21 protein-coding genes and 4 tRNA genes are annotated in these 22146 nt (G+C 40.7%); 24 read left to right on the top strand and 1 reads right to left on the bottom strand.

All coding sequences use genetic code 11. From position 1 onward, the window contains the following. The first annotated feature begins 18 nt into the window (after positions 1-18). From rsmG to V1500_RS24810, 5 genes are all read left to right on the top strand, one after another. Positions 19-735, top strand: coding sequence for a 16S rRNA (guanine(527)-N(7))-methyltransferase RsmG (gene rsmG, locus V1500_RS24830; RefSeq protein WP_409303549.1), 717 nt, complete (start codon positions 19-21; stop codon positions 733-735). Between the two features lie 306 nt (positions 736-1041). Continuing rightward, a complete protein-coding gene (noc, locus tag V1500_RS24825; protein ID WP_409303547.1) occupies positions 1042-1905 on the top strand; it encodes a nucleoid occlusion protein in 864 nt (287 codons plus the stop codon). Positions 1906-2159: 254 nt separating this feature from the next. Beyond that, on the top strand, positions 2160-2921 hold the full coding sequence (locus tag V1500_RS24820) for a ParA family protein (RefSeq protein ID WP_409303545.1): 762 nt from the start codon (positions 2160-2162) through the stop codon (positions 2919-2921). Then, on the top strand, positions 2914-3768 hold the full coding sequence (locus tag V1500_RS24815) for a ParB/RepB/Spo0J family partition protein (RefSeq protein ID WP_409303543.1): 855 nt from the start codon (positions 2914-2916) through the stop codon (positions 3766-3768). Before V1500_RS24820 ends, V1500_RS24815 begins: the two co-directional genes overlap by 8 nt. A 111-nt stretch (positions 3769-3879) precedes the next feature. Then, positions 3880-4593, top strand: a complete 714-nt coding sequence (locus tag V1500_RS24810) for a DUF554 domain-containing protein (RefSeq protein WP_409303541.1) — start codon at positions 3880-3882, stop codon at positions 4591-4593. A gap of 157 nt (positions 4594-4750) precedes the next feature. On the opposite strand, the gene yyaC is transcribed toward V1500_RS24810, so the two are convergent. Next, the gene (gene yyaC, locus V1500_RS24805) at positions 4751-5374 is read right to left on the bottom strand and encodes a spore protease YyaC (protein ID WP_409303539.1); all 624 of its coding nucleotides are present in this window, start codon (positions 5372-5374) and stop codon (positions 4751-4753) included. A 281-nt stretch (positions 5375-5655) separates the two neighbouring features. Between yyaC and V1500_RS24800 the strand changes: the two genes are divergently transcribed. From V1500_RS24800 to V1500_RS24710, 19 genes are all read left to right on the top strand, one after another. Further along, positions 5656-6552 carry a mechanosensitive ion channel family protein gene (locus V1500_RS24800; RefSeq protein WP_409306117.1) on the top strand — a complete coding sequence of 299 codons (897 nt, stop codon included), beginning with the start codon at positions 5656-5658 and terminating at the stop codon, positions 6550-6552. 15 nt (positions 6553-6567) lie between these two features. Further along, entirely contained in the window at positions 6568-6765 is a 198-nt protein-coding gene (locus V1500_RS24795; RefSeq protein WP_409303537.1) for a DUF951 domain-containing protein, read from the top strand. A gap of 257 nt (positions 6766-7022) precedes the next feature. After that, positions 7023-8123: a redox-regulated ATPase YchF gene (gene ychF / locus V1500_RS24790; RefSeq protein WP_409303535.1), complete on the top strand. Its 1101-nt coding sequence runs from the start codon at positions 7023-7025 to the stop codon at positions 8121-8123. 157 nt (positions 8124-8280) lie between these two features. Then, on the top strand, positions 8281-8568 hold the full coding sequence (gene rpsF, locus V1500_RS24785; protein WP_409303533.1) for a 30S ribosomal protein S6: 288 nt from the start codon (positions 8281-8283) through the stop codon (positions 8566-8568). 56 nt (positions 8569-8624) lie between these two features. Continuing rightward, complete coding sequence (gene ssb / locus V1500_RS24780) at positions 8625-9116, top strand: single-stranded DNA-binding protein (RefSeq protein ID WP_409303531.1); 492 nt, start codon at positions 8625-8627, stop codon at positions 9114-9116. Between the two features lie 54 nt (positions 9117-9170). Then, positions 9171-9407: a 30S ribosomal protein S18 gene (rpsR, locus tag V1500_RS24775; protein WP_409306116.1), complete on the top strand. Its 237-nt coding sequence runs from the start codon at positions 9171-9173 to the stop codon at positions 9405-9407. A 468-nt stretch (positions 9408-9875) separates the two neighbouring features. Continuing rightward, positions 9876-10832 carry a YybS family protein gene (locus tag V1500_RS24770; protein ID WP_409303529.1) on the top strand — a complete coding sequence of 319 codons (957 nt, stop codon included), beginning with the start codon at positions 9876-9878 and terminating at the stop codon, positions 10830-10832. 46 nt (positions 10833-10878) lie between these two features. Further along, positions 10879-12852, top strand: coding sequence for a DHH family phosphoesterase (locus tag V1500_RS24765; protein WP_409303527.1), 1974 nt, complete (start codon positions 10879-10881; stop codon positions 12850-12852). Beyond that, positions 12849-13298, top strand: coding sequence for a 50S ribosomal protein L9 (gene rplI / locus V1500_RS24760; protein WP_409303526.1), 450 nt, complete (start codon positions 12849-12851; stop codon positions 13296-13298). The genes V1500_RS24765 and rplI overlap by 4 nt, the downstream gene beginning before the upstream one ends. 170 nt (positions 13299-13468) lie before the next feature. Next, on the top strand, positions 13469-14818 hold the full coding sequence (dnaB, locus tag V1500_RS24755) for a replicative DNA helicase (protein ID WP_409303524.1): 1350 nt from the start codon (positions 13469-13471) through the stop codon (positions 14816-14818). A gap of 215 nt (positions 14819-15033) precedes the next feature. After that, positions 15034-16326, top strand: a complete 1293-nt coding sequence (locus tag V1500_RS24750) for an adenylosuccinate synthase (RefSeq protein ID WP_409303522.1) — start codon at positions 15034-15036, stop codon at positions 16324-16326. A gap of 356 nt (positions 16327-16682) precedes the next feature. Further along, positions 16683-16758, top strand: a tRNA-Lys gene (locus V1500_RS24745). A gap of 13 nt (positions 16759-16771) precedes the next feature. Beyond that, positions 16772-16843: transfer RNA gene (locus V1500_RS24740), tRNA-Glu, on the top strand. A 145-nt stretch (positions 16844-16988) separates the two neighbouring features. Then, a tRNA-Asp gene (locus tag V1500_RS24735) sits at positions 16989-17064 on the top strand. An 8-nt stretch (positions 17065-17072) separates the two neighbouring features. Then, a tRNA-Phe gene (locus V1500_RS24730) sits at positions 17073-17145 on the top strand. Between the two features lie 311 nt (positions 17146-17456). Then, the gene (gene yycF, locus V1500_RS24725) at positions 17457-18164 is read left to right on the top strand and encodes a response regulator YycF (protein WP_409303520.1); all 708 of its coding nucleotides are present in this window, start codon (positions 17457-17459) and stop codon (positions 18162-18164) included. A 5-nt stretch (positions 18165-18169) separates the two neighbouring features. Continuing rightward, positions 18170-20026: a cell wall metabolism sensor histidine kinase WalK gene (gene walK / locus V1500_RS24720; protein WP_409303517.1), complete on the top strand. Its 1857-nt coding sequence runs from the start codon at positions 18170-18172 to the stop codon at positions 20024-20026. After that, positions 20023-21345 (top strand): YycH family regulatory protein, encoded by a 1323-nt coding sequence (locus V1500_RS24715; protein ID WP_409306115.1) that lies wholly within the window; start codon positions 20023-20025, stop codon positions 21343-21345. Before walK ends, V1500_RS24715 begins: the two co-directional genes overlap by 4 nt. Next, the gene (locus V1500_RS24710; RefSeq protein ID WP_409303515.1) at positions 21332-22141 is read left to right on the top strand and encodes a two-component system regulatory protein YycI; all 810 of its coding nucleotides are present in this window, start codon (positions 21332-21334) and stop codon (positions 22139-22141) included. The genes V1500_RS24715 and V1500_RS24710 overlap by 14 nt, the downstream gene beginning before the upstream one ends. Positions 22142-22146: the final 5 nt, after the last annotated feature.

The raw sequence follows: 22146 nt of genomic DNA, 5'->3' as shown, positions 1-22146 counted from the left end.
AAAGAGGGTTGAATTATAATGAATGTTGAACAATTCCAGAGCATGTTAGAGGAGAAAGGCATCAGTCTTTCTCCCTTTCAGCTACAGCAATTTGAAACATACTATCAGCTGCTTGTTGAATGGAATGAAAAAATGAACCTGACTGCAATCACGGAAAAAGAAGAAGTCTATTTGAAGCATTTTTTCGATTCTATCAGCGCAGCGTTTTATGTTGATTTTTCGTCGCCGCATAAAATTTGCGATGTTGGAGCAGGAGCAGGTTTCCCCAGTATTCCGCTGAAAATCTGCTTTCCTCATATCCAGATTTCTATCGTCGATTCGCTTAATAAGCGAATATCCTTTTTGGAACATCTGGCAGCGGCACTAAAATTGGAAAATGCCTTCTTTTATCATGATCGAGCAGAAACTTTCGGACAAAACCCGGAACATCGTGAAGCTTATGACATAGTGACCGCCAGAGCTGTGGCCCGAATGTCAGTTTTAAGTGAGCTGTGTCTCCCGCTAGTTAAGCCGGATGGTACTTTTATAGCTATGAAGGCGGCAAGTTCGAATGAGGAAATGGAAACCGGGGATAAAGCAATCCGTACGCTGGGCGGAAAGGTCGAAGGGGTCAACCATTTCTTGCTGCCCCAAGAAAATAGCGAACGTAATATAATTATCATTCGGAAAGTAAAATCAACACCGAAGAAATATCCCCGCAAACCAGGCACTCCAAATAAAATGCCAATAGAATAGCCTTTATTGTCCCCCTGCTGGATGGAAAAAATTTTTCATCTAGCAGAATGCGGATATTTCTTTTACTATTAAAAGTATTGGAATGATAGCTTCTTCTTACAGAAATGGGCGTGAATCATGCGGCAATTCTCTTTTTTCCTGAAATTGTGGTATGATTAACCGTAAGAATGCAGTGCGGAAATAATCAAGTATATGTTCCGGATGCTTGGCTTGTGGCATCTGTTTATTTTGTCATGGAGTAAGCAGGATATGTCGTTTTAATACAGAATATGTAACATGGGAGTTTCTTAAAGGTGGTGTAGGGAAATGAAGCATCCTTTTTCGCGTTTTTTTGGATTTAGCGAAAAAGAACAGCAGCAAGCTGAAATGGAAGTTGACTCATCGGACAGCAACGATGTTATCAAAAAAATTGCCATTTCGGATATTGTGCCCAATCGATATCAACCAAGAACGGTCTTTAATGAGGATAAAATAGCAGAATTGGCCCAAACCATTCATACTCATGGAATTATACAGCCAATCGTTGTTAGGGAGTATGATAAAGGGAAGTTTGAAATTATAGCTGGGGAAAGGCGTTTTCGTGCTATCCAATCCTTGGGGTGGGATACTGCGCCTGTTATTGTGAAAGATTTCAATGATACCGAAACTGCTTCGGTTGCATTAATTGAGAATCTTCAGCGTGAGGAACTAACTCCAATTGAAGAAGCACTGGCATATGCAAAGCTGCTGGAACTTCACAATCTTACACAGGAAGCTCTCGCACAGCGCCTTGGAATTGGTCAGTCTACCGTTGCTAATAAGCTGAGGCTTTTAAAGCTTCCTGATGAGGTACAGGATGCACTGCTGCAAAAGAAAATTACAGAGCGGCACGCGCGCTCTTTAATACCCTTGAAAGACCCGGAGAAGCAGGTTAAGCTCCTATTGGAGATCATTGAAAAGAATTTGAATGTCAAGCAGACCGAAGAACGGGTGGTAAGGCTTCTCAGCAATTCCGAGAAGACACGAAAGCCGAAGCGCATAGCATTCAGTAAGGATATGAGAATTGCAGTCAATACAATTCGACAGTCTTTGAACATGGTAACGGATAACGGAATAAATCTAGATGCAGAAGAAGAGGAATTTGAGGAATATTATCAGTTTACGATAAAAATTCCTAAGAAAAAAGCCTGATTCTGCTCTTTCGACACAGCTTGGCATCAATGATTGCCAAGCCTTTTTTTATTTTTCTTAACGTGTTTTCTTCATCATATCTCCTATTTATCCCCTTGATTTATAAATTTACATTGTTCCCAAGAAAAGACGTTAAATTCTGTACTTTCATGTTAAAATAGTAAAAGCCTTACTAGATTAATAGAATTTTTATATATAATTTCAATGGTATTTTTATCAATTTAATATCATTTTTAGTGAAAGTAGGTGACATCGTGGGCAAGATCCTTGCTATTGCAAATCAAAAGGGCGGAGTCGGCAAGACGACCTCTTCGGTAAATCTCGGAGCCTGTTTAGCATATATAGGAAAAAAAGTGTTATTGGTAGATACTGATCCTCAGGGCAACGCAACGAGTGGAACAGGCATAGAAAAAGCCAGCGTTGATCAATGCATATATGATGTTCTCGTTGATGATGTGGAGGCAAGTCAGGTGATTAAGGGCACCAAAGTAGAGAACCTTTATGCGATACCGGCTACTATACAGCTTGCTGGAGCAGAAATCGAACTGGTCCCGACGATTTCCAGAGAAGTTAGATTGAAACGAGCGCTTGAGGAAGTGAAAGACCAGTTTGATTACATAATCATTGACTGCCCTCCATCACTGGGGCTGTTGACACTCAATGCATTGACTGCTTCCGATGCGGTCTTGATACCGGTTCAGTGTGAATATTATGCGCTGGAGGGACTTAGCCAATTATTAAATACCGTTCGCCTCGTACAAAAGCATTTGAATCATGACCTGAAAATTGAGGGAGTACTGTTGACGATGCTGGATGCAAGGACAAATTTAGGTTTACAGGTCATCGAAGAAGTTAAAAAATACTTTCAGGATAAAGTGTATAAAACCATTATTCCGCGTAACATTCGATTAAGTGAAGCACCGAGTCATGGAGAGCCTATTATAATTTATGATCCGAAATCTAGAGGTGCAGAAGTATACCTAGAATTGGCGAAGGAAGTGGTGGCAAATGGCTAAAGGACTTGGAAAAGGCATCAATGCATTATTCCCGAATTTAGAGGCTGCAAAAGATGAAGTGATTCAGGAAATTAAAATCAGGGAATTAAGGCCCAATCCTTATCAGCCTAGAAAGGTTTTTCAACCAGAGGCAATAGAGGAATTGAAAGAATCCATATTGCAACACGGCATTCTGCAGCCAATTATTGTACGAAAAAGCATCAAGGGGTACGAAATTGTAGTTGGGGAACGAAGATTCCGTGCAGCCAAAGAAGCAGGATTGAAAACTGTTCCAGCGGTGTTGAAGGATTTGTCGGAGCAGCAAATGATGGAACTCGCTATTCTCGAGAACCTTCAAAGGGAAGACCTTAATCCAATTGAAGAAGGTGCAGCTTATCAGTCGCTGCTTGAAAGGCTGGGCCTGACACAGGAGGAGCTTGCAAAAAGGCTTGGCAAAAGCAGGCCGCATATTGCAAATCATATCCGGCTTCTTTCTCTCCCTGCCTTAATCAAGGAACACATTGCAGATGGTAAAATCTCCATGGGGCATGGACGGGCATTATTAGCAATAAAGAATAAATCACTGATAGAAAAAGTAGTCGAGAAAGTTATAAAGGAAGGGCTGAATGTCCGCCAACTGGAGCAATATATCAATCAGTTGAATAATGGGGTTCCACGTGAAACCAGGCCGACCCCTGCGAAAGACATTTTTATTAAAGAACGGGAAACCAATTTAAGAGAGCGTTTCGGTACGACAGTTAATATTAAGCAAAGTAAGAAAAAAGGAAAAATAGAAATAGAATTTTTTTCGAAGGAAGATCTGGAAAGAATTCTTGATATGCTAGATACAGAGGGCACTCGTTCATGAACCATTGTAATTCAATGGTTTATTTTTCATAGTTGTCTCCTGTATTATTTTTCGGGAAATAACCATATTTTATAGGCGAAATAAGGGTTCGTTACAGAAAAGGTGAAACTGATGGCATTGTTAGGTACGCTTGTAAACGGAGCATTAATTCTTATGGGGACGGTATTGGGACGATTTTTCCATCGTATACCGCAAAAAATGAAGGATACCATTATGTATGCGATCGGTTTGGCGGTAATGGTACTGGGATTGCAGATGGGCTTTAAAAGTCATCAATATTTAATCGTCATACTGAGTCTGGTGTTTGGGGCCGTACTGGGAGAATGGGTCGATCTGGACCAAAAACTTAACCATATCGGGAAATGGCTTGAAAATAGGTTGGGGGCAAGTAAGGAAAACCCTATTGCACAAGGGTTTGTAACAGCTACTTTGATTTTTGTTATAGGAGCGATGGCGATAATTGGTGCATTGGACAGCGGCATAAGGAATGACCATGATGTTCTTTATACAAAAGGGATCATTGATGGTTTCACATCCATCATATTGGCAACAACGCTTGGTGTCGGAGTAGCCTTCTCTGCCATTCCTGTCATTCTCTATCAAGGGGCAATTGCATTATTAGCAACACAGATTGATAAATGGGTTCCAAAAGAGCTGATGGATTCGTTCATTTTAGAAATGACAGCGACAGGCGGCATCATGATCTTTGCTATTGGCTTGAATTTAACGGGACTGACAAAGATAAGGGTTGCGAATTTGCTGCCTGGAATACTAGTCACCGCGATATTAGTCTCTGTATTTTACTATTTTGATATCAAGCTTTAGGTCGGCAGCATTTCTTTAAGCAGGCTTCTTTGTTACAAACAAAAAAGCCCCTATGAACAGCGGCTTGTGAAAAATCTTGCTTACATGGCAAGGCTGATTCATATAGGCAGTTTTTTTGGTAGGATTTTATTTACTAAACCTCATGTCGACGCTTTAATTATGGTGTTTTTTCCTGATCAAAAGCCCAGTTTAAAGGGGACAAACCGCGTTTACGATAATATTGGCTGTTGGCATAATGAATGCCATTTGCAATTGTTCTAGCCATTTTTAAAACAAGGTTCAATCTTGTATTTTGAAGAACCATGAATTCCATAAATCCACTAACATTGACTATTCCTGTTATATGCGCATTTCCTACAGCAGGAAGGTCTTTGTTTACCCCGGCTCCAGGTTTGACCGGTCCTTCCCCAATTTGGACAATTCCGACGCTTTTTAGCCTGCCCAGGCAAGCATCTACGCCAATGATGAATGGGTCCACATGATTGTTTTGTATCTCGGACAATTTTTCTTCCAGGTTCATTGCATGGATTGGGTCATCCAGAGTTCCGTATACATGAAAGCGAGAGGCCGATTTTTCATTGAGGAATGTTCCGACAAGTGGACCCAGGGAATCCCCAGTGGATCTGTCTGTCCCAATACACACAACCACTATGGGCTGAAGATGGGTTTCTGGAAGCAGGGAGAGCAATTCTTGAGAGATTTTTCTTGAAGCATCCAAATCCTCATACAAGATCCGGCTCGTTCTATTCTTGCTTTCAAAAAGGCTAGATTTAAGGTTCATCGGTTCCACTCCTCATAAATAGTACTAACAGTATACGGAAAAAAAGAAAATAGTATACATTAAGCCGGGAAGAATCTGCATATTTATCATTCTGATGTAAGTTTGAAAAAATAGATTGGTAAATTTAAAGGATGGATGAGTAAGTAAAGTTTTTCACAAAAGGGAACGATAAAGTGAAAAGCTGCCTTACCTATATACCCATTGTTTTTTTGTACAAAAACCCCAAATTACTGATAAAATAATCTTTAAATGAAACCAGCCAGGTAAGAAGGTGAATATCCCTGAAATATATAAATAAACTGAACGATAAGATTTCCAGCTTCTTCTTTGATGAGGAAACCTGGGCGACTATTGGAGAAGCGGCATTCAAAATATTGCTGGTTATTATCATTTCAAGCCTTTTTATAAGAGTGGGAAAAACAATCATCCGTAAATTTTTCTTATTGCGTGAAAAAAGTCCTCTCCGTGTATCTGAACGCAGGGAAGCAACCTTGCTAAAATTGTTGCAGAATATATTGCGTTATGTAATCTTCTTTATTAGTTTCGTAATGATTCTTGAGATTTTAGGTATTAATGTCAGCGGTCTGCTAGCAGGTGCCGGGATTGTTGGACTGGCAGTCGGGTTTGGGGCACAAAGCCTTGTTAAGGATATTATCACTGGCTTCTTCATCATTCTTGAAGATCAGTTCTCGGTTGGCGACTATGTAAGGATCAGTCAGTTCGAAGGAGAAGTACTGGAAATTGGGCTGCGTACTACAAAAATAAAAAGCACTTCAGGTGAGCTCCACGTTATTCCGAATGGGAGCATATTGGAAGTGACGAATTTTTCCATTCTTAATAGTGTCGCCATGGTTGATGTAAGTATTCCTTACGACATGGATTTAGAGTTGGCAGAACGCGTTATTGCGGAAACTCTGGAAGGTCTGTCGGAAAGATATGAGGATATGGTAAAGCCGCCGGAATTGTTGGGTATTCAATCACTAGGCCCTTCAGAGGTTGTTTTTCGGATTGTGTCAGAGGTTAAGCCTATGCGGCATTGGTACATAGGCCGAGTATTACGGAAAGAAGTAAAAGCAAATCTGTCTAAGCATGGAATAGAAGGTCCGGTACCGCGGATGGTCATGTATAATCGGTTAGAAAACCAGGATAAGGTTCAGCAGCAAAAACAATCGGAATAAGGAGAGGCGATCGATATGGAAGAAAAGAATTTCTCATTAAACGATGTGGTTGAAATGAAAAAGCCTCATCCCTGCGGGGTTAATAAATGGAAAATAATCCGTTTGGGCATGGATATCCGAATTAAATGCGAAGGCTGCGGCCACAGTGTTATGCTGCCGAGACGGGAATTTGCAAGGAAAATGAAAAAGGTTTTAATAAAGCATGAGCAATAGCACATGCTTTTTTTCTGTATCAGTATTAAAAGCGGTCCACATCAGTGAGTACCCTGCTCGATTTCTTATTGGATTTGCTTGTCTTTTTGCATGGCTAAATCTATAATTGTGAAGAGTTTATTCCAATTTAATGCCGGAGTTCCAGGTGATTAGTTTGGGCCGCGTGATCACCTATTGACCATCGTATATATCGCCCATCATTGTTTTAAGCATTACCCCTTTTAATAGATAAGTACCTTTTCGAGGAGTGGAAATAAATGGCTTTAACAGCAGGTATAGTCGGGCTGCCGAATGTAGGCAAGTCTACATTGTTTAATGCAATAACACAGGCTGGTGCTGAATCAGCGAATTATCCGTTTTGTACAATTGACCCGAATGTGGGGATTGTAGAAGTTCCGGATCATCGCTTGCAGAAGTTAACAGAACTTGTCCAGCCAAAAAAAACTGTCCCTACAGCGTTTGAATTTACAGATATTGCTGGAATTGTAAAGGGTGCCAGTAAAGGGGAAGGTCTTGGGAATAAATTTTTGTCGCATATTCGTCAGGTTGATGCAATCTGCCAGGTTGTACGATGCTTTGCTGATGATAATATTACCCATGTTTCCGGGAAAGTTGATCCGATTGATGATATCGAAGTGATTAATCTGGAATTAATTCTAGCCGACCTGGAGTCTGTTGATAAGCGAATTGAACGCGTAGGAAAAATGGCGAAACAAAAGGATAAGGAAGCTATGTTCGAGCATGAAATCCTTTCCATGTTAAAAGAAGCATTTGAAGATGAGAAGCCAGCGCGGACAATTGATTTTACCGAAGAGCAGATGAAGGTTGTAAAGGGCATGCACTTGCTAACCATTAAGCCTATTTTATATGTGGCTAATGTTAGCGAAGATGAGGTAGCCAACCCCTCTGACAATGAATATGTTCAAAAAGTACGTGAATATGCTGCAAAAGAAAATGCAGAGGTCATCGTGGTTTGCGCGAAAATTGAAGAGGAGATTGCCGAGCTTGAAGGAGAAGAAAAAGACATGTTCTTATCTGAGCTTGGTATTGAAGAGTCAGGCCTTGACCAGCTGATCCGCGCTTCTTACAATTTACTCGGGCTGGCTACCTATTTCACGGCCGGTGTCCAGGAAGTCCGTGCCTGGACATTCCGGAAAGGGATGAAGGCCCCTCAGTGTGCCGGAATCATTCACTCAGATTTTGAAAGAGGCTTTATCCGTGCTGAAATCGTTGCTTACGATGACCTTTTGGAAGCTGGGAGCCACAACGCGGCCAAAGAGGCAGGTAAGGTTCGTCTAGAGGGTAAGGAATATGTAGTACAGGACGGAGATGTCATCCACTTCCGTTTTAATGTTTAGAGCAAAAGAAATCCTGCAGAAGTTGATTTGCAGGATTTTGTTTATGTGCATTGCACATCCTATTAAATTGTGCTATAATTTCTTCTTGTGAGTAATTAATGATAATTATTCCTTGCCCTTATATTTGGGCCGTTTAGACCAAAAGGAGGTGACAGTGATGAGAAAGTATGAAATTATGTACATCATCCGTCCAAACATTGAGGAAGACGCTAAAAAAGCTCTAGTTGAACGTTTCAACACAATCCTTACTGATAATGGTGCGGAACTAACTCAAGCAAAAGAGTGGGGCAAGCGTCGTCTTGCTTATGAAATCAATGATTTCCGTGACGGTTATTACATGCTTCTTAAGGTAAACGCAGAATCTGCGGCTATCCAGGAATTTGACCGTTTAGCAAAAATCAACGAAGACATTATCCGCCACATGGCAACTAAAGAAGAAGAATAATCCGAATATAGATAGATCTTTTCCAACAAATATTGGAAACATAGGGGTTGATTCTGATGATGAATCGCGTAATTTTAGTAGGGCGCTTAACGAAAGATCCTGAATTACGTTATACACCGAATGGAGTGCCTGTTGCTACATTTACATTGGCTGTTAATCGTGCTTTCACGAACCAGTCAGGTGAGCGTGAAGCAGACTTTATCAATTGTGTAGTTTGGCGCAAACCGGCAGAAAACGTTGCAAACTATCTTAAAAAAGGCAGCTTAGCAGGCGTGGACGGCCGCGTTCAAACACGCAATTATGAAGGACAAGACGGCAAACGGGTATATGTGACAGAGATTCTGGCTGAGAGCGTTCAATTCCTTGAACCACGAAGCAGTTCAGCAGGTGAAAGAAATGAAGGCGGCTCTTTTGGTAATCAAAGGAATAATGATTACCCTGGACAGAATCAGAATCAACGCAACAACAACTACACTCGTGTAGATGACGATCCATTTGCAAATGACGGTAAAACGATCGACATTTCTGATGATGATCTACCATTTTAAACTTTCATTCGTTTAAATAAAAATATAATTACAAGGAGGGAAATGACCATGGCAATGGGTGGACGTAAAGGCGGTCGCGCTAAGCGCCGTAAAGTTTGCTACTTCACTGCAAACGGAATCACACACATCGATTACAAAGATGTAGATCTTCTAAAAAAATTCATCTCTGAGCGCGGTAAGATTTTACCACGTCGTGTAACTGGTACTCGTGCGAAATACCAGCGCAAATTGACAGTTGCAATCAAAAGAGCTCGTATGATGGCATTACTACCATACGTATCTGGTGAATAATATAAATAAATCCCTGTTTCTTTTAAGAAGCAGGGATTTTTTACTTGGATTTATTGAATGGACGAGAAAAGGCGAAGCCGATTGGCCTCGCCTTTTCTCGTCCCGCTTTTTGCGGGTAATCTGGAAATACCTCCGAAAAGGTCCTAACGCTGAGTATAACGGTTCAGGACGAGAGTTCCTTTCGCCCGGAAGCTAAAGTTTCCAGATAAAGAGCCTAATTCTTCCCTAAAAGTCGCTGTTAAACATTGCATGTTTATCAGTCCCTTTCTTGTAAGATTGTTTTGCTCTTCTCTCTTTATATACCCGGTGCATGTCATGCTAAACCTTTTATTTTTTTATTTATAAATCCCTATTCTCCAGCAAGAGTATGGGGCTTTTATGGCTACAATACAATTATGATTAATGTCTTGATGTTTGTTAAAATAAAATATAGTATTTGTTTGCATTATTGGGAGGAGCTGTGACTTTTTGAATAATCGGCGAAAAATTACTGAAGGAGCAGTATTGCTTGCTTTGTTCAGTATTATGTTGTTGATGGCCTTTTATTTGCCGTTTTTAGGCGCTATATTGTTTTTTTTCCTGCCGGTTCCTTTCATTTTGATATCCTCAAAATATGAGGCAAGCTGGTCATTTGGGTTTTTGTTTATCGCTTTGATCCTATCTGCTATACTAAGCACGGTATTTTCTCTGCCGATGACGTTAATTACAGGTCTTACCGGTATCACGATTGGTTATATGCTGCGAAAGGAAAAGCCAGCAGTCACAGTATTTATGAGTTCATTTCTGGTGTTGCTGGCAGGCATAATAGCTGTGTACGGTCTCTCTATTTGGTTATTCCAGATGAATTTCATAGAACAAGCCATCGAAATGTTCAAGAAGTCTGTTGCGCAGGCTGCTGACTTTGCCGCTGCATTAGGTCAGGCTGCTGATGATAAAGTTATAAAGCAATTGCTGGAAGCTGCAGATATGATTGAAGTTTTATTGCCGAGCATCCTGGTTCTTACTTCAGCGTTCATGCTATTTTTATTTCTTTTGGCGGCCCATCCCTTTGTTAAGAGATTCAGTGATAAAAAAATCGCTTGGCCGCGCTTTAAGGATATTCAACTCCCTAAAAGCCTTTTATGGTATTATTTAATTACTATGCTGGCAACTTACATGCTGATGCCGGAGAAAAGCAGTTTTCTATATATGGTGATTGGAAACCTGCTTGCCATTTTGCAGGTACTGATGTTGCTGCAGGGTTATTCATTGATATTTTTTTTAAGCCATATCAAGAAATGGCCCAGGGGTGTACCTATCGCTATACTAGTGATTACTTTGATTTTACCCAGTCCATTATTTCAATCTATTATCAGGATATTAGGTATAGTTGATTTAGGTTTCCCGTTACGAACCCACCTCGAAAAAGGAAGCAATCAATCTTGAGTGGCCAGGAATTCGTGTCTTTATTAGTGTTTTAGGAGCTGACAATATGCCATCTTTCTTAAATAAACAGTCCATAAGGTCCCCTATATATGTATTGCTGGCTGTATCTGTTCTGCTGCTGGGAATCGTTGCATATTATTCCTGGTGGATAGCTCTTATTGGACTTTTTGTATTCGCCGGGCTCTTCTTTATCATTATTAGAATGGACTATCAAAACAGACGGGAAACAGAAGAATATATAACCACATTATCTTACCGTCTAAAGAAAGTCGGAGAAGAGGCATTGCTGGAAATGCCGATTGGAATCATGCTTATTAATGAGGATTATTTCATTGAATGGACCAATCCATTCCTTGCATCTTGTTTTGATGAAGATTCTCTGGTTGGACGATCATTGTATGATGTTGCTGAATCCATCGTTCCATTATTAAAACAGGAAGTAGAAACGGAAACCATTACTTTGCATGAAAGAAAATTCAGGGTAATCCATAAAAAGGAAGAACGACTCCTATACTTCTTTGATGTAACAGAACAGGTTGAGATAGAAAAAATGTATGAGGATGAACGCACAGTTATTGCGATCATTTTCCTTGATAATTATGACGAGCTCACCCAGGGCATGGATGACCAGCGAAAGAGCAGCCTCAATAGCCTTGTAACATCACTCCTTGATAAGTGGGCAAAGGATAATGGAGTGTTCTTGAAACGTACATCTTCGGAACGATTTATCGCTGTCTTCAATGAAAGCATCCTTCAACTTTTGGAAAAAGGGAAGTTTACTATCTTGGATGAGATTAGGGAGACGACAGCAAAGCAAACGGTGCCCTTAACACTAAGTATCGGTGTCGGTTCTGGAGTATCCTCTCTCCCGGAACTGGGATCGATTGCACAATCAAGCCTTGACCTGGCTTTAGGCCGGGGTGGTGACCAGGTAGCCATTAAACTGACGAATGGGAAGGTTAAATTTTACGGGGGAAAAACGAACCCTATGGAAAAGAGAACCAGAGTGCGGGCTCGCGTTATTTCCCATGCGTTGAAGGATATTGTGCTCGATAGCGACAAAGTGATTGTGATGGGCCATAAGAGTCCTGATATGGATGCTATTGGATCGGCTATCGGAATTCTCAAGGTTGCGCAGATGAATGAGCGTGATGCATATATTGTTATTAACTTTCAGCAGATTGATACTGGTGTACGCCGACTCATGCTTGAAATACAAAATAACAAACCTGAGTTATTCTCGCGCTTTATAACCGTGGATGATGCGTATGAAATGATAACAGATGAGACACTGCTTGTAGTAGTCGACACGCATAAGCCATCCATGTTGATCGAGGAAAGGCTGCTTAACCGCATGGATAAGGTTGTAGTTATTGACCATCACAGACGCGGCGAAGAATTTATTAAAAACTCTCTGTTAGTCTATATGGAGCCTTATGCATCATCTACCTCTGAGCTAGTGACAGAACTTTTGGAATATCAGCCGAAACACAGTAAAATAGATATGCTGGAATCAACAGCTCTGTTGGCAGGGATTATTGTGGATACGAAAAGCTTCACGCTTAGGACGGGTTCGCGCACATTTGATGCAGCTTCGTATTTAAGGGCTCATGGGGCTGATACAGTCCTTGTTCAGAAGTTCCTAAAGGAAGATCTGGAAACATATATTAAGCGGTCCAAGTTAATAGAGTCAGTTACTTTTTATAATGATGGCATCGCGATCGCGAAGAGTAAGCCTGACCAATTGCATGACCAGGTATTAATCGCTCAGGCGGCTGATACCATTTTGACGATGGATGGAGTATCTGCCTCCTTCGTTATTTCAAAGAAGGAAGAGGATGTCGTTGGAATCAGTGCCCGATCTCTGGGTGATATAAATGTCCAGGTCATCATGGAAATGTTGGAGGGTGGCGGCCATCTAACGAATGCGGCGACACAGCTCCATACTACGGTAGAGGATGCTGAGGAACGCTTAAAAGCTGCTATCGATGAATATTTAGAGGGAGGACAAAAAGAATGAAAGTGATTTTTCTAAAGGATGTTAAGGGGAAAGGAAAAAAAGGGGAAGTAAAAAATGTGGCAGATGGATATGCTCATAATTTCCTTCTTAAACAAGGTCTGGCAGTAGAAGCATCAAATGCGAACATGAAGACCCTTGAAGCCCAAAATAATAAACAGCACCAGTTAGCAGCAGAAGAGCTTGATAAGGCGAAAGAATTAAAAGAAACGCTGGAAAAACTGACTGTTGAGCTGCAGGCAAAAGCCGGAGAAGGCGGAAGGTTATTCGGGTCAATCACTACGAAGCAGGTTGCCGAAGAATTGCAAAAGAAACACAAAATTAAAATCGATAAACGTAAAATGGAACTGAATGAAGGGATCCGCTCCCTTGGACATACAAAAATCCCTGTAAAGCTGCATCCGGAAGTTATGGCAACTTTAACGGTACATGTGAAAGAAATTAACTAATTTTAGTTCTTTCATATCTGAAAAAAATTGTTACAATAATGATAGACATAAAAAGTGATAGGGCTTTTGTCCCGTCACTTTTTTTGATTTTTGTTACGTTGTTTTCTAAAATCATAGGTACTTAATATATAAGCATTTCAAAATCCCTTCTAGATAGGAGGTCTTTTTATATGAATGAGTTGTTTCAGGACAGGGTCCCACCGCAAAATATTGAAGCAGAGCAAGCTGTACTGGGAGCAATTTTCCTTGAGCCATCATCTCTCACAGTCACGTCGGAAATGTTGATTCCCGAAGATTTTTACCGAAGTTCACATCAAAAAATCTTCAATGTGATGCTGAACCTCAACGATGCAGGTAAGGCAGTAGACCTTATCACAGTCACCGAGGAGCTTGCAGCTGCTAAAAATTTAGAAGAGGTAGGCGGTGTCTCGTATTTAAGTGAATTGGCAGCATCTGTCCCAACCGCAGCCAATGTGGAATATTATGCTCGTATTGTGGAAGAGAAATCATTGCTTCGCAGGCTCATCCGGACAGCAACCAGTATTGCAACTGATGGATACAGCCGGGAGGATGAGGTAGAAAGCCTGCTAGGTGAAGCAGAGAAAAGCATTATGGAAGTGGCTCAGCGCAAAAATTCAGGAGCATTCCAAAACATCAAGGATGTATTGGTCAGAACCTATGACAATATTGAGGTGCTCACCAATAGAAAAGGGGATGTTACAGGTATTCCTACAGGGTTTGCAGAGCTCGACCGCATGACCGCAGGATTTCAGCGCAATGACCTCATTATCGTGGCTGCCCGTCCCTCTGTAGGTAAAACAGCATTTGCGTTGAACATAGCCCAAAATGTAGCAACCAAGGCTGGAGAAAACGTGGCCATTTTCAGTCTGGAAATGGGTGCAGAGCAGCTCGTAATGCGTATGCTTTGTGCTGAAGGAAATATCAATGCGCAAGCTCTCCGGACGGGTTCCCTGACGGACGAAGATTGGCGGAAGCTGACAATGGCAATGGGGAGCTTATCCAATGCGGGTATATATATCGATGACACTCCTGGTGTACGGATCGGTGATATTCGCTCAAAATGCCGCAGGCTTAAACAGGAAAATGGTCTAGGCATGATTCTTATTGATTATTTGCAGCTCATTCAGGGCAATGGTCGCTCTGGCGAAAACAGACAGCAGGAAGTCTCAGAGATCTCCCGTTCTTTAAAAGCCCTTGCACGTGAGCTCCAGGTACCCGTAATCGCTCTTTCCCAGTTATCCCGTGGAGTGGAACAGCGGCAGGATAAACGCCCCATGATGTCTGATATCCGTGAATCAGGAAGTATCGAGCAGGATGCTGATATTGTTGCTTTCCTTTACCGTGATGATTATTATGATAAAGAGAGCGAAAATAAGAACATAATAGAGATCATCATAGCGAAACAGCGTAACGGCCCAGTTGGTACGGTATCATTGGCATTTGTAAAAGAGTATAATAAATTCGTCAATCTGGAGCGCCGTTTTGATGACTCTGCCTGAATAAAAGCCATCCTTTCTATGAGAGGATGGCTTTTTGCCTTTTGAGGCAGTATAACAAAAGGATGCTATAGCTTTTATTGTATAATTACGAACGAAGTATTATTAATTTGTATTATTGTTCGGTTTTTGGTTGACTTTTTGTCTGGGAAACTGCTAAAATGAGTTTGTTTGATGAGAACGGAATGAATAAATGGAACCTGTGGAGGTGCGTAAATATGTCATCAGTAGTAGTCGTTGGAACTCAATGGGGAGACGAAGGAAAAGGGAAAATCACCGATTTTTTATCAGAAAATGCTGAAGCAATCGCCCGCTACCAAGGCGGCAATAATGCTGGACATACAATTAAGTTCAATGGGGAAACATACAAGCTGCATTTAATTCCCTCTGGTATATTTTACAGCGATAAAATATGTGTCATTGGCAACGGAATGGTTGTGGATCCAAAAGCATTGGTAAAGGAATTAGAATATCTGCATAATCATGGCATTAGTACAGATAATCTCAGAATCAGCAACAGGGCGCATGTTATTCTTCCTTATCACTTAAGGCTTGATGAGGTCGAGGAGGAGCGCAAAGGGGCAAATAAGATTGGCACTACCAAAAAAGGGATTGGACCTGCGTATATGGATAAAGCGGCAAGAGTCGGTATCCGAATGGCAGATCTTTTGGACCGTGAAGTCTTTGAGGAAAAGCTTGCGCATAACCTGGAAGAAAAGAATCGCCTCCTTGAGCGTTTTTATGAGGCAGAGGGCTTTGAATTAAAAGATATTCTTGATGAATATTACGAATATGGACAACAGGTAAAACAATATGTTTGTGATACGTCGGTTGTTCTGAATGATGCGCTTGATGAAGGACGACGTGTCCTTTTTGAGGGAGCCCAGGGAGTCATGCTTGATATTGACCAGGGCACATACCCATTTGTCACTTCCTCTAACCCGGTAGCCGGTGGAGTAACAATTGGATCAGGTGTTGGCCCGACAAAAATCAATCATATTGTCGGTGTATGCAAGGCCTATACAACTCGTGTTGGTGACGGGCCTTTTCCAACTGAATTGGACAATGAAATAGGTCATCAGATCAGAGAGGTGGGGCGCGAATATGGAACAACGACCGGAAGGGCCCGCCGTGTTGGATGGTTTGATTCAGTCGTTGTACGCCACGCACGCAGAGTAAGCGGAATTACTGACTTGTCCTTGAATTCCATCGATGTATTAACAGGTATCGAATCGTTGAAGATTTGTGTAGCATACAAGTATAAAGGTGAAGTTATAGAAGAATTCCCCGCAAGCTTAAAGATCCTTGCTGATTGTGAACCGGTATATGAGGAACTCCCAGGCTGGTCCGAGGATATTACAGGCTGCAAATCACTTGATGAGCTTCCTGACAATGCAAGACATTATATTGAGAGAGTATCCCAATTGACAGGGATTCCTTTGTCCATTTTCTCTGTAGGTCCTGATCGCACACAAACAAATATTGTGCGCAATCCTTGGAGACAGATATAAAAAAGCAGTTTGACTTATGTTGGGCATGAGATCGGCATTATACCGGCCTTGTGCCTTTAATTATGTATATATCCATTTTTAAATTATAATATCCTATGTGCTTTAATGTGCTGCTTCATAAAAAAGCACCTTCGACTATAAAACAGGATAAAATGGGATGCCACTAGGAAATTGCTACTCAACTATACTGTAAACTAGCAGAAGGCTTGAAAATTATTTATTAAATTTATTCTAAAATACTATTGCTTAAAAGTTTCGATCTATGATATTATAAAAAGCGTCGTCATAGTAAGTTGAAAGAAGCTAAATAATGATCACGCCATTAGCTCCTCTGGTACAGACGAGTAAAAAAATGCGAGCCATTAGCTCAGTCGGTAGAGCATCTGACTTTTAATCAGAGGGTCGAAGGTTCGAGTCCTTCATGGCTCACCAGTATAATTTTTTTGGCCCCTTGGTCAAGCGGTTAAGACACCGCCCTTTCACGGCGGTAACACGGGTTCGAATCCCGTAGGGGTCATCATAGAACACGGAAGTGCCCATAGAATGAACCTTGATGTTGCTCCATAACGAGGCAACGTCAAGGTCAGCACATCCCTATGTATCAGGGCTAGGTACTGCAGCTGGACAGAGTAATAAAATCCAAATAAAATCCAAATAAAAATGGTCCCGTGGTGTAGCGGTTAACATGCCTGCCTGTCACGCAGGAGATCGCGGGTTCGATTCCCGTCGGGACCGCCATTAATTTTGGCTCAGTAGCTCAGTCGGTAGAGCAAAGGACTGAAAATCCTTGTGTCGGCGGTTCGATTCCGTCCTGAGCCATCCTTTAAAAAACGCATAAAGCGTTTTTTTTATTTCTTCATAAATATAGATATCCCCTATTTTTCCTTTTATTTATTCCCATAAATACCACTCCCATTAAATTTGCTGCTTAAAATTTACCCTTTGAGACTTCTATGATCCTGTCTGTTTTACATCTGGTAAAAATTCGAATTATACGTAATGGATGAATTAATGCTCGTAACATGATAAAGTAGGATAGAGAACATATGTAGTCTTAACCGATAAATTAACCGGCATTTTTCAGCAATCAGAAACTAGATTATAAAGATAGTTTGGCAAAGGAGAACATAATGGAAAAGAAAATCCTTGTAGTAGACGACGAAAAACCAATTGCAGATATATTACAGTTTAACTTGAAAAAAGAGGGGTTTGACGTTCAGTGCGCGTATGACGGCAATGAAGCACTTAAGTTAGTTGAAGAAATTCAGCCCGATCTTATATTGCTGGATATTATGCTCCCGCAAAGAGATGGCATGGAAGTGTGCCGCGAAGTGAGAAAAAAATACGAGATTCCCATCATTATGCTGACAGCCAAGGACTCTGAAATTGATAAAGTTCTTGGACTTGAACTTGGGGCAGACGACTATGTGACCAAGCCTTTCAGTACAAGGGAAATTATTGCCCGGGTAAAGGCTAACCTGAGAAGGCAGAAGGTCATTGCAACACCTGATATAGAAGAAGAACCAAAAGAAATAGTCATAGGCACTTTATCTATTCATCCTGATGCCTATGTTGTTTCTAAACGGGGGGAAACCATAGAATTGACTCACCGTGAGTTTGAGCTGCTCCACTATCTGGCTAAACACATTGGGCAGGTCATGACCAGAGAGCATTTATTGCAAACGGTTTGGGGTTACGATTACTTTGGGGACGTGCGTACAGTAGATGTGACAGTACGACGCCTGCGTGAAAAAATCGAAGACAACCCAAGTCATCCTGGTTGGATTGTAACAAGGAGAGGCGTAGGCTATTACCTTCGCAACCCTGAACAGGAGTAAGCGGAATGAAAAAAGTAGGCTTCTTCCGTTCCATTCTTTTTAAATTTGTACTCATCTATGTTTTGCTTATTCTAGTTGCCATGCAAATCATAGGAGTATATTTTGTTGGGGAATTAGAAAATAAATTAGTCGCTAATTTCAAGAGTTCCATTTCAGATAATATAAAAGTCCTTACCTTTAGTCTAGGTGAGACAATGGCTGAACACACCCAGGAAAGCAACACGCCCCAAATAGATGGACCGACTCTGGAAGAGGACATACAGGCCATTTTGGAGGATAAGCTCGCGAATGATGTAACCGAAGTGCGTGTAATCGATTATATCTCAAGGAGAGTAATTGGAACGTCCAATCCGGACAATCTGGATATGGTCGGCAAAAAGACAACAGATCTGTTAGTGAAACGAACCCTTGTTTCAAAACAGGAAGATGAAGACATTCTGCGCGACCGCAAAAATGGAGAACGGTTGTGGGTGCTTTCTACACCTATACTTGATAAGCAGGATAAAATAATTGGTGCGGTATATACAATAGCAGATATTGAAAATGTATATAAACGAGTAAAGGATATTAATGAAATTTTTATCACCGGTACTATTATCGCTCTGGGCATCACCGCGATTCTCGGTTTGCTTTTAGGCAGAACCATTACGCGTCCGATGTCTGACATGCGTAAGCAGGCTTTGGCTATTGCAAAAGGGAATTACTCCAGGAAAGTAAAAGTGTATGGCAATGATGAAATAGGCCAGTTGGCTGTAACCTTCAATAATATGACCAAAAAGCTTCAGGATGCACAGTCTACAACGGAGGGTGAAAGACGAAAGCTTTCTTCGGTGCTTGCTTATATGACTGATGGAGTTATTGCAACAGACCGCCGGGGGAGAGTCATCCTGATTAATGAACCTGCGGCGGAGCTTTTGAACGTTTCACGTGAAACTGTCTTATCTCAGCCAATCGTTTCTGTTCTCGGTCTAAAGGACGAGTATACTTTTGATGACCTGTTGGAAGAGAAGGATTCAATCATTCTCGATCACAGTACACAAAAGGAAGCGTATATCTTGAGGGCTAATTTTTCCGTTATCCAAAAAGAAACAGGCTTTGTTAACGGCTTGATTACTGTTCTGCATGATATTACTGAGCAAGAAAAAATTGAAGAAGAGCGAAGAGAGTTTGTTGCAAATGTATCACATGAATTACGTACTCCCCTCACTACAATGCGGAGTTATTTAGAAGCATTGGCTGAGGGCGCCTGGAAGGATGAAAATATTGCGCCGAATTTCCTAAGTGTTACCCAAAATGAAACAGAACGTATGATTAGACTTGTTAATGATCTGCTTCAACTCTCCAAAATGGATAGCAGGGATTATAAGCTTACAAAAGGCTGGGTCAATTTTGGCAAGTTCTTCAATCATATTATCGACCGTTTTGAGATGACAATTGAAAAAGGCCATATTACATTTAAACGAGAAATCCCTTCCACAGAAATTTTCGTGGATATTGATGAAGATAAGATTACCCAGGTGTTGTATAACATCATATCCAACGCCATTAAATATTCTCCTGAAGGCGGGCAGATTACCTTTAGGCTAAAGGTTGAAGACGAAAGCAGGATAGTTGTTAGCATCAGTGACCAAGGGGTCGGAATCCCTAAAAACAATATAGATAAAATCTTTGAAAGGTTTTACCGAGTGGATAAAGCGCGTTCCCGCAATCTTGGGGGGACAGGTTTAGGACTTGCTATTGCGAAAGAAATGGTGGTCGCCCATAACGGGAAAATCTGGGCAGAGAGTAAGGAAGGGAAAGGCACTACTATATTCTTTACTTTGCCTTATGAAGCGGGACAAGAGGATGATGATTGGTCATGAACCTGGAAGGTGCTAAAAATATAATATTGACTGCCCTCGTAGTCATAAGTGCTTTTCTTACCTGGAACATATGGACGTATCAGCCTCACTTAAAAAAAATCGATAATAATGATGACTTATTATCGGTGGAAAGTGAGCAGCAAAGTGTTTCAAAAATTATCAAGCCAACCATTGTGCAAATAAATAAGCTCGATACACATTACCGGATCAATGGCGAAGAAAACTTAAATAAAGTTCAAAGCTACTATAAGAATTGGTCTTTTCATGATTTTAAGGATATTTCGCATTCGATCGGGAGTAAGGATTTCGATTCCCTTCTACATGAAAACGGGGATATAGAAATCCTTTTTCCTGATGCAATTCCTCTTAGCTTGTACAAGTCTGTGATTGACATTAATGATAAGGAAGTTCCTAAATTCTCGTTTGACAGGATCATAGTGAAAACAAAGTTCAGTACAGATGGGGCAAGAGTACATTTTGTTAATTATGATAAGAAAAAAATATATGAGTGCAGGATTGATGCTTCTAATTTATCAACTTTTAAAAATCAATTCTTTAACAATACCGGGAACTTTCCTGAATATATGGCTGTTAAATTGGACAATGGAAAAGAAATATTCCTTCCAAAGCAACCTGTTAAAATGAAATCCTATAAATATTTAATCAAAGATATTGATTTAAGTAAGTTTAAGAATGGTCTATTTAGTAATCCAAATTTAGTTAGGCACAATCCTGTTCCAGAAGGTGATCAATTTCTGGATGAAGAACGCATTATGACGGTCAATATCGAAGCCTCCACGATTCTTTTTGTTAATCCCGCGCAAAAAAGCAAGTTCTCTGTGAATAAGGACAGCCTCATCCCGAAAAGCATTGATTTTATCGGTAATCATGCAGGATGGGATGGAAATTATGTTTTTTCTGAAATGAATGAAGAGAAACAGCGAGTCGTTTTCCGATTATTTTTAGGCGGTTTTCCTGTTTTCAGTGATTTGGGAATGTCACAGATGGAACAGGTATGGGGCGATGAAGATATTTATAGCTATCAGCGTCCAAGTGTTTCTCTCAATATTGAACTTCCTGCTGATGGTAAGGAAGTGACTATGTCATCTGGAGAGGAAATCCTGCAGAAACTTGAAAATATAAATAAATTGAATCAGCAAGATTTGGAGGACATCCAGATTGGCTATACAATGACAAAAGATCCAACGCAGCCTAAGTGGGTTGTCGTTCTGGAACCCGCCTGGTACTACAGGTATGGTGGTACTTGGGTTGCTTTTCCAGTTAAAAAATTGGGAGGCGCTCAAAGTGGACTGGAGTAAGACCAAAACAATATTTATTATGGTATTCCTTATGCTTGATATTTTCCTAGTCTTTCAGTTTCTTAGCAAAAGGGATATCAATGAGTTTGGGTATCTAAGTGAAACGACATTTGAGGATAATCTAAAAGAGGATAATATAACCCTGCCTTCTCTGCCGAAGGTGAAATTAAATCAGTCCATTCTTCAGGCAGAAAGCAAAATATTTACTGAAGAAGATACTAAAAAGCTTGCAAATCAGGAAATATCCATCCAGCGGCAGACAACTCTTACTGGGAAATTCAAAAAAGCCATCAATATAGGCGATGATTTTGACCCATCCGATTCGGCCGAACTGGACAACTTTATAAAAGATAATATATTTGACGGCAGCAATTACAAGATTTGGTCATATGACAGAAAAAATAACAAGGTAGTTTACTATCAGGTTTATAAGAATAAGATGCTTTATAATAACGCTAAAAGTAAACTGACCCTTATGCTGAATGATAATCAGGAAATTGTCTCCTACGAACAAACTTATCTTGAAATCGTCCAGCCAATGAATAGAAATGAAGAGATTCTAAGGCCGATTGAAGCAATTGAAAATTTGTATAATACAGGGAAGATTCCTTCCGATAGTAAAGTGACCAAAGTCGAACTAGGATACTATAATCTTCTGCCACCATCTTCGGATGCCGTCTCGATTTTGCTTACGCCTGCATGGCGGGTGGTACTTGATGAAAAGAAAGATTTATATGTTACTGCGTTTTATGGAGAGATAATCGAGTTAGATACAGAAAAAACATTAATGGAGTGAGTTTG

The organism is Peribacillus sedimenti (genome assembly GCF_046237635.1).
Taxonomy (GTDB): domain Bacteria; phylum Bacillota; class Bacilli; order Bacillales; family DSM-1321; genus Peribacillus; species Peribacillus sedimenti.
Note: the sequence above shows the minus strand (reverse complement) of the source record. Positions and strands in the feature narration are given on the sequence as shown.

Excerpts from the sequence above, each read along its gene's own strand:
- ychF (WP_409303535.1), top strand. The coding sequence starts at position 7,023 with ATGGCTTTAACAGCAGGTATAGTCGGGCTGCCGAATGTAGGCAAGTCT.
- yycF (WP_409303520.1), top strand. The coding sequence starts at position 17,457 with ATGGAAAAGAAAATCCTTGTAGTAGACGACGAAAAACCAATTGCAGAT.
- walK (WP_409303517.1), top strand. The coding sequence starts at position 18,170 with ATGAAAAAAGTAGGCTTCTTCCGTTCCATTCTTTTTAAATTTGTACTC.
- rpsF (WP_409303533.1), top strand. The coding sequence starts at position 8,281 with ATGAGAAAGTATGAAATTATGTACATCATCCGTCCAAACATTGAGGAA.
- rpsR (WP_409306116.1), top strand. The coding sequence starts at position 9,171 with ATGGGTGGACGTAAAGGCGGTCGCGCTAAGCGCCGTAAAGTTTGCTAC.
- V1500_RS24715 (WP_409306115.1), top strand. The coding sequence starts at position 20,023 with ATGAACCTGGAAGGTGCTAAAAATATAATATTGACTGCCCTCGTAGTC.
- rplI (WP_409303526.1), top strand. The coding sequence starts at position 12,849 with ATGAAAGTGATTTTTCTAAAGGATGTTAAGGGGAAAGGAAAAAAAGGG.
- yyaC (WP_409303539.1), bottom strand. The coding sequence starts at position 5,374 with ATGAACCTTAAATCTAGCCTTTTTGAAAGCAAGAATAGAACGAGCCGG.
- noc (WP_409303547.1), top strand. The coding sequence starts at position 1,042 with ATGAAGCATCCTTTTTCGCGTTTTTTTGGATTTAGCGAAAAAGAACAG.
- dnaB (WP_409303524.1), top strand. The coding sequence starts at position 13,469 with ATGAATGAGTTGTTTCAGGACAGGGTCCCACCGCAAAATATTGAAGCA.
- V1500_RS24765 (WP_409303527.1), top strand. The coding sequence starts at position 10,879 with ATGCCATCTTTCTTAAATAAACAGTCCATAAGGTCCCCTATATATGTA.
- V1500_RS24795 (WP_409303537.1), top strand. The coding sequence starts at position 6,568 with ATGGAAGAAAAGAATTTCTCATTAAACGATGTGGTTGAAATGAAAAAG.
- V1500_RS24810 (WP_409303541.1), top strand. The coding sequence starts at position 3,880 with ATGGCATTGTTAGGTACGCTTGTAAACGGAGCATTAATTCTTATGGGG.
- V1500_RS24750 (WP_409303522.1), top strand. The coding sequence starts at position 15,034 with ATGTCATCAGTAGTAGTCGTTGGAACTCAATGGGGAGACGAAGGAAAA.
- ssb (WP_409303531.1), top strand. The coding sequence starts at position 8,625 with ATGATGAATCGCGTAATTTTAGTAGGGCGCTTAACGAAAGATCCTGAA.
- rsmG (WP_409303549.1), top strand. The coding sequence starts at position 19 with ATGAATGTTGAACAATTCCAGAGCATGTTAGAGGAGAAAGGCATCAGT.
- V1500_RS24815 (WP_409303543.1), top strand. The coding sequence starts at position 2,914 with ATGGCTAAAGGACTTGGAAAAGGCATCAATGCATTATTCCCGAATTTA.